The organism is Deltaproteobacteria bacterium, from assembly GCA_005879535.1.
In the GTDB taxonomy this organism is placed as follows: domain Bacteria; phylum Myxococcota; class Myxococcia; order Myxococcales; family 40CM-4-68-19; genus 40CM-4-68-19.
Window position 1 is genome coordinate 7592 of sequence record VBKI01000021.1, and the last position, 5271, is coordinate 12862.

5 protein-coding genes are annotated in these 5271 nt (G+C 63.6%); 3 read left to right on the forward strand and 2 right to left on the reverse strand.

Annotated elements, in window-relative coordinates:
* Positions 1-161 precede the first annotated feature (161 nt).
* The gene (locus tag E6J58_01130) at positions 162-1673 is read left to right on the forward strand and encodes a hypothetical protein (GenBank protein TMB43109.1); all 1512 of its coding nucleotides are present in this window, start codon (positions 162-164) and stop codon (positions 1671-1673) included.
* Positions 1673-2716 (forward strand): hypothetical protein, encoded by a 1044-nt coding sequence (locus E6J58_01135; GenBank protein ID TMB43110.1) that lies wholly within the window; start codon positions 1673-1675, stop codon positions 2714-2716. Before E6J58_01130 ends, E6J58_01135 begins: the two co-directional genes overlap by 1 nt.
* Before the next feature lie 15 nt (positions 2717-2731).
* On the opposite strand, the gene E6J58_01140 is transcribed toward E6J58_01135, so the two are convergent.
* A complete protein-coding gene (locus E6J58_01140) occupies positions 2732-3856 on the reverse strand; it encodes a pyridoxal phosphate-dependent aminotransferase (GenBank protein ID TMB43111.1) in 1125 nt (374 codons plus the stop codon).
* 5 nt (positions 3857-3861) lie between these two features.
* Positions 3862-4593: a hypothetical protein gene (locus E6J58_01145; protein ID TMB43112.1), complete on the reverse strand. Its 732-nt coding sequence runs from the start codon at positions 4591-4593 to the stop codon at positions 3862-3864.
* A gap of 24 nt (positions 4594-4617) precedes the next feature.
* On the opposite strand from E6J58_01145, the gene E6J58_01150 reads away from it, so the two are divergent.
* Positions 4618-5271 (forward strand): asparagine synthetase B (locus tag E6J58_01150; GenBank protein TMB43113.1); only part of this gene is annotated, 654 nt, incomplete at its 3' end.

A 5271-nucleotide genomic window follows, 5' to 3' on the forward strand; every position in this document is an offset into this window, starting at 1 on the left:
CAGTCGAACCGCTGCGCGGCGTGCTCCGAACGTCGCGGGCGGGATAGCACGCCATGCCGGAAACGATGCGACGGGAAACGAACCACGCCGCAAGTCGCGCGTCGGGATTGTCGAAGTCTGACGCTTGACTCGCCGCGGCGGGAGCCCCTAGCTTGGCGCCGATGCCGCGCACCCGACGTCTGCCGGCCGCCTGTACGGCGATTTGCGCAATGGTTTGGAGTTTTGGGGTGCGGGCGCAGGAAAATGCTGCGAAAGGATTGGAACCCGAGCTGACGAAGCCCGCGGAACGCTTCCAACCGGCCGCGCCCCCTCTTCCGGTACCGCTCGAAGGACCTCTCGATGCCCAACACTACACTTGCGGTCCGGGTGACGGTTTCGAGCTGAACTTCTGGGGGGCGCAGAACTTCAAACTACGCGCCACGACCGACCTGGAGGGCAAGGCATTCCTGCCGCGGATCGGGTACGTCCCGGTGAGCGGGAAGACACTCGCCGACGTGCGCGCGACCGTCCGCAAGGCCGTGCAGCGACACTTCCCCGGCCTGAACTTCGAGCTGAGCCTGATCGAGCCGCGCACCTTCCTTGTTCACCTGGTCGATAACGTGAGTCGTCCCGGTCTCGTGCGCGCGACGCAGGTGGAACGGCTCTCGAGCGTGATCGAGCGCGCAGGCGGCGTAACTGCCGGAGGCTCCAGGCGCCGGATCCAGATCCGCCATCGCGACGGAAGGACACAGGTCGCCGATCTCGTCCTCTACGCCCAGACAGGAAGAACGGAAGAGAACCCATTTCTCCTTGACGGAGACGTAGTGCACGTGCCTTTCGAAGCCCTGACTGCTTCGATCACGGGGGGCGTCAACCGGCCAGGGCGTTACGAGTTGGTGGCGAGCAAGGACTTCGACGAGCTGTTCTCGATCGCGGGTGGATATTCCACGGCGGTGACGCGCGAACTTCCGCTGACGTTGGTGCGCAGAGACGAGAAGGGTCGTTCGATCTTGCGCCGCCTGGAACCCCCCTTCCCCGGGCGCGATGTCCCGAAGCTGCCGATCGAGCAGGGGGACTCCATTGACGTCCCCACCATCGCCCAGCTGGAGAAGACTGTGCTCTTGGTGGGGGCGATTCAGGGCGCCATCTCGACGGACGAATCAACGGCGCTCAAACGGCTCGTGTTTGCCGAGGGCGATACGGTGCGTACCCTGGTTCTCCGCGCCGGCGGCGTCTTAACTGGAGCCGATCTCCCGCATGCAGCGTTGGTGCACGAGAACGGCTCCGTCGACGACGTCGATCTCGATGCGCTGCTCGTCCAGCACAATGCAGCGGCAGACCGTCCCGTAAGCATTGGCGACACACTGATGGTTCCGTTCAAGCGACGCAGCGTCATCGTCGAAGGTGCGGTCTTCCGCCCCGGCTCTTATCCGTATAACCCGCGCTTTGCACTCATCGACTACGTGGGAGCGGCTGGTGGACCGACCCGTTTCGCGCGCTCGCTGAAGGAAAGCCACCTCATCACGGCGGATGGTCAAACAAAGGCACTGTCCGATGCACTCCGCGTCAATCCAGGCGACATCGTGGTGGTCCCCGAACGCGACTTCTCGCGACCAGAGATCGTGCAGCTGGTCCTCAGCGCCACAGGCCTTTTGCTCGGTGCTGCAACCATCGCCATTGCCCTCCATCGCTGATGACGAGGCGTTTCTCATGGATCGGAGACGATACGCAGCGCACGCTCAAGCGTTCGGCGACGCCAGCAATTCCTGGTCTTGCGGAGCTTCGGGAACTCGGCGGTTCGCTTCCCGGTGTCCCATCGAGCGATGCCGAGCGGATCGCTGCGGTCCTCTCGAGTGAGTCAGTCGCCAACGCGGTCATCGACAAGTTCGACCTGAAGAAACGCTATGGGAAGACGCACATCGAGAACGCGCGCAAGGAACTCTGGCAGCACTGCGCCATCCGGGTCATCCAAAAGGGCGAGCTGGTGGCCCTGACTTGCGAGGACAAGGATCCAGCCGCCGCTCAGGCGATGGTCGCTTTCTTCGGGGAGCACGGCAACGCGGTGTTCCGCCGCGTTGACGCCGGCTCTGCCGGCGAAGAGGTCCATTTTTTGGAGGGGCGCCTGGCGGAAATCCAGAAGGAGGCTCGCGAGGCGCAGCAGCGGCTGCGTTCTTTCGAGGAAGCGAATCGGATCGTGGATCTCGAATCGCAGGCGAAGGCGGTGGTCTCCAACATCGCCGCCATCCGGGCGCAGCGCGTCGCCAAGGAGCTGGAGTTGTCGTACGCGAAGGGATTCGCTTCCCGCGAAGAATCGAGCTCGGTGCAGCTCAGGCACATGCTCTCGGTCCTGGAGGCGAAGGAGCGGGCGCTCGAAGGTGGAACCAGCCGCGACCAGACATCCGACGGGGGCAGCGCACCACTGACCGCGCCGGAGCTGCTTCCGCCGGCAATGGCTGTGCCGTCGTTGCGTGCCCAGCTGGAAGAGCTTCATCTCGACCGCAAGTTCTACGAGACCGCCGAGCTGATGACCATGCAGCGCCTGGAAACGGCCAAGGCGAATCAGGCTCGCGAGATCTCGACTTTTCAGATTCTCGATGCGCCGACGTTGCCGACCTACCCTTCACGTCCGAGAAGGCTCTTGATCCTGATGGTAGGCTTGGTTATCGGGCTGGTGGCGGGAGCCGCTTGGCTCTTGGGACCTGCGTATATCGTCGGCTTGTTCGGCCATGAGCGTTGAAGCTGGGACGTCAGGCTAGGATCTCGAGCTGGCGCGAACCGCCTGTATCACGTGCTGCTGCTCGCCGTCGGTCAGGCTGCTCGAGCTCGGCAGGCAGATGCCTCGCCGGTAGAGATCCTCGGCGACCGCGCCGCCCAAGTGTTCCGCAGTCCTGAAGAGTGGCTGCAGGTGCATCGGTTTCCACACCGGCCTCGCCTCGATGCCCGCGCGGTCGAGCGCCGTAATGAGCGCATCACGATCGATACCGAATTCGGGCGGGTCGATGAGAAAGCAGCTCAGCCAGTTCGTATGAAGCCCGTACGGTGCCTGCGGCATCAGGGCTATTCCGGGCAAGTCCGCGAAGGCGTCCCGGTAGCGAAATGCGATTTGCCGACGCTGCCGGACGCGCTCGTCGAGCACCTGGAGCTGACCACGGCCGATGCCAGCGAGGACGTTGCTGAGCCTGTAGTTGTAGCCCATCTCGCTATGCTCATAGTGGACCGCTGGATCTCGCGCTTGGGTCGACCAGAAGCGGGCTTTATCGACCTTGGCAGGATCGGGCGAGATCAACATTCCCCCGCCCGTCGTCGTGATGATCTTGTTTCCGTTGAAGGAAAAGACTCCGACGTCACCGAAGGTACCGACCTGCCTGCCACGGTACAGCGTGCCCATCGCTTCCGCAGCGTCCTCGAGGACCGCCACACCATGCTCCCGGCAGGTCTCGAGGATCGGATCCAGATCGGCACTCTGGCCGTAGAGATGAACGACCACGACGACCTTTGGGAGACGCCCGACTCGTGCCCGCAAGCGGAGCGCTTGAGCGAGGAGCACGGGGTCCAGATTCCAGCTCTGCGTGGTACTGTCGAGCAACGTCACGCGCGCGCCGAGATAGAGAATCGGATTGATGCTGGCCACGAACGTGAGGGTGGGCGCGAGCACCTCGTCGCAGGGACCGACGCCGAGTAGTCTCAACCCGAGGTGCATTGCAGCGGTACCGCTTGCGAGCGCTACCGCAGGCAGGCCTAGACGTGACGTAAACTCCTGCTCGAAGGCGCCCAGGTGAGGGCCCACCGTGCTCAGCCAGTTCGTGGCGAAGGCTTCGCGGACGAATTGCTCCTCCCGACCTCCCATGTGCGGTACGGACAGCAGGATTCGCTTCATCGAGGTCACGTACCCTTGCGGAGGGGCCGAGCCGGAACACCGACCACGGTTTCACCAGCGGGCACATCGCGATTCACGACCGCTCCAGCTCCGATCGTCGATCCTTCTCCCACGGTGACGTACTGCAGGACCTGCGCACCGGTGCCAACCAGCACTCCGGCGGAGAACCGCACCCCTCCCGATACATTCACACCGGGATTGAGCACCGTCCCCCGGCCGACCACCGATTCGTGGCCCAAGGTGCATGCCAGGTTCACCATGGCGTAGGGCTCGATGACCAGGTTCACTGTGCCGATCACGTTGGCGCAAAGAAGGACCCCGTGCCCCACCTTCGCCGAGGACCTTTGGAAATGAACCGATGGATGAATCATTGCGGGCCACCGATCGGGACCGTAATCGCGCTCGAGCTCCGCTGCGACGCGCAGTCGCGCAGCCGGGGTTCCGATCCCAATTGCAAGACCGTCGAAACGGTGGCTATTCTCGCGCACCCAGTCGAGATCTCCGAGCACGTGCTCCCGGCTGTCGTGAGGCCCCAGCTTCCCTAGATCGCTCACTACGAAACCGGCGAACTCCAGTTCCCCGGCGATGTCGCCAATCAACCACGCGACTTCTCGCGCAAAGCCACCGGCCCCAACGACAATGATCCTTCTCTTGGCCATCGGCTCCTCTCGCGCGCTGCCCCTATCGCAATCTGCGAAGTCCGGCAACAAAGGAAAAAGTCTCTTGCCGCGTCCCATGGCGAGCGGTTCGGAGTCCCTGAAATGTGCGGCATTGCGGGTATCTTCAACTACGCTGACCCGGCATGCCCGGTCGACCGTCCGCTCCTGGAGCGCATGACGCAGGCCTTGTCCCACCGCGGTCCTGATGGCGACGGACTGTGGATTCAAGGCCCGATCGGTCTGGGCCACCGTCGCCTTGCAATCGTGGATCTTTCCCCGACCGGTGCGCAGCCGATGCGTTCTGCCGACGGCGGATGCATCACGTACAACGGCGAGTTGTACAACCACCTGGACCTCCGCGGGCGACTTCTTGCTGGCCACCCTTTCCGGGGTCGATCCGACACCGAGACGCTGCTGGGTCTCTTGGAAAGACGTGGCCCCGACGTGCTTCCCGATCTCGTCGGGATCTTCGCTTTCGCCTATTGGGATTCCCGGGCGCGGAGGCTTTTGCTCGCGCGCGATCCGCTCGGCGTGAAGCAACTCTACTTCAACGACGATGGCCGGCGCCTTCTCTTCGCGAGCGAGATGAAAGCACTCGTCCAGTGCGCGCAAGTATCCCGCGAACTCGACGGCGAGGCGCTGAACCAGTACTTGCACTTCCACACGCCGAGCGCGGAGCGGACTTTTTTTCGCGGAATTCGCCAACTCCGTCCCGGCGAACGTGTGCTCGTCGACCGCAGTGGCCGGCAACATGCG

Coding starts and splice junctions, on each gene's coding strand:
- E6J58_01130 (TMB43109.1), top strand. CDS start 162: ATGCCGCGCACCCGACGTCTGCCGGCCGCCTGTACGGCGATTTGCGCA.
- E6J58_01135 (TMB43110.1), top strand. CDS start 1,673: ATGACGAGGCGTTTCTCATGGATCGGAGACGATACGCAGCGCACGCTC.
- E6J58_01140 (TMB43111.1), bottom strand. CDS start 3,856: ATGAAGCGAATCCTGCTGTCCGTACCGCACATGGGAGGTCGGGAGGAG.
- E6J58_01145 (TMB43112.1), bottom strand. CDS start 4,593: ATGGGACGCGGCAAGAGACTTTTTCCTTTGTTGCCGGACTTCGCAGAT.